General features: G+C 52.3%; 1 pseudogene. It reads right to left on the bottom strand.

The annotated features are described in order from the left end of the window. Window positions 1–242, bottom strand: a pseudogene (locus SB719_RS20980) (nickel ABC transporter permease subunit NikC); the annotation flags it as partial. Between the last annotated feature and the right edge of the window lie 18 nt (window positions 243–260).

A 260-nucleotide genomic window follows, 5' to 3' on the forward strand; every position in this document is an offset into this window, starting at 1 on the left:
CCGAGCACGGTACCGATAAATGCAGACGCGACTAACGCGACTAACACCCACAGAACGCTTGGACGAATACCGTAAATGAGCCGAGAAAGAACGCAGCGACCGAGATGGTCGTTGCCAAGCCAGTATTGCCAAGATACCTCTGCAAAGCGCAGCTCCATATGTACCTCATTCGGATCATGCGGCGCAAGTAAAGGTGCGCATAGGCCGATCAACAGGGTTGACGTGACAATGGCAAGTGACACAGCCCCTAATTTATCCTT

This window comes from Pantoea sp. SIMBA_079 (genome assembly GCF_046940275.1).
Lineage (GTDB): Bacteria > Pseudomonadota > Gammaproteobacteria > Enterobacterales > Enterobacteriaceae > Pantoea > Pantoea borealis.